This is a genomic window from Deltaproteobacteria bacterium (assembly GCA_019912665.1).
In the GTDB taxonomy this organism is placed as follows: domain Bacteria; phylum Desulfobacterota; class GWC2-55-46; order GWC2-55-46; family GWC2-55-46; genus UBA5799.
In genome coordinates this window covers 1-1,408 of sequence record JAIOIE010000011.1, presented here as the reverse complement: position 1 = coordinate 1,408, position 1,408 = coordinate 1, and the positions used below count along the sequence as shown (strand labels likewise).

Sequence of the window (1,408 nt, the reverse complement as noted above, 5' to 3'; positions counted from 1 at the left end):
GACATACTGCTGGTCGTCCCAGTTGACGAAGTCGAAGCCGAGGGAAGGGAGATAGAGCGCGAATGCGGCTATCGCGGATATGAGAGCCGCAAGGAGGATAAGCTTTATAGGGTAATTTTTTTCCTGCATTCCTGATCCAGGGGTTCCGCCCCGTCCATGTCTTTGAAGGTCCTTGAAATCCATCACCCGCGGTCGTCTGCTCTCAAGCTGTTATTCCATCCGGCCCTGGCCATTTTCCTCAAGCTCCCTGATATACCGGGAAGCCTCCTTGGCTCCGAGCTTAAGGGCCCGTTCCATGCTGCGGTATGAGCTCTCCGCGTCGCCCATGTGCATGTAGACCTTCCCGATACCGATGTGAATATCAGGGTCCGCGGGGTCGAGCTCAACGGCCGTGTTCAAATCATCCAGGGCGTCATAGTATCGGCCGGCAAGGGCGTATGCCGTGCCGCGGGCCATGTAGGCTTTCTTGTCTCGGGGACTCGATGTCACGAAGATAGTAAGATCAGCGAGCCCCTCCTCAGGCCTGCCGGTTTTTGCGAGCGTTCCACCGCGGAGCAGGTAAACTTCCTTATCATAGAACGGATCAAGATTTATGGCATTGTCAAAATCGTTGAGCGCCTGGTCGAATCTGCCAACGCTGAGATGCACTTTGCCGCGGCCCACGTATCCTTTTGCCTGTTCCGGGTAAAGCCGTATCTGATTGGTCCAGAGCGAGATCGAGTCCTTCCAGACGGCGGCCTGCCTGAGGGTGAGAAAGGACAGGAGGGCCGATATTACGGCCAGGGCGGCAAGTGCGGGGGCGAACGTTCTCCTGCTTCTGCTTACGACCCAGCCTGCCCCCGCCGCAACGAGCACGGCCAGGCCCATGCCGGGGAGATAGGTGTACCTGTCAGCCGCCGCCTGCTGTCCGACTTTCATGATACCTATTACCGGGAGGAGAGTTATTATGAAATAGGACCAGGCGGAAAGGAATGTTTTGCTCCGCTTCCGCATGTAAAAGGTGAGCGCGGTAATAGCCGAAAGCGCGAGGACGTAAACTGCGAAGAGCAGGCTGATGCCCACGGCGAAGTCCTGATGGTAGAAAGGCGCAAGGTTCACGGGCAAAAGGGTCTTGTATATGTAAAAAAGGTATGCGCGGGCGGCGACATGAAGCCTGCCGTCAAGGGACAGTAGGTCTTGCGGGACCATAGCCTCGGTTTGCGACCAAACGGTAATGAGCCCGGAGGCGCAGCTCACTATGAAAAAGGGGAATTTCTCTGGCAGGATTTTTTTCCAGCCGTCCTTTTTTATTCTGTCGAGCGGATAGTAATCGAGTATGAGGAGCACCAGCGGCATGGTTATGGTCATGGGCTTGCTCAAGAGCGACAAGACAAAAAAGACGAGGGCCAGAAGATAAGATGAGGCTTTT

Annotated in this window: 1 protein-coding gene; it reads right to left on the bottom strand. The window is 55.5% G+C overall.

Annotation, left to right across the window (positions count from 1 at the left end):
* Positions 1-210: 210 nt before the first annotated feature.
* Positions 211-1,408, bottom strand: a 1,198-nt coding sequence (locus K8I01_04295) for a tetratricopeptide repeat protein (protein ID MBZ0219637.1), incomplete at its 5' end; no start/stop codon positions are given.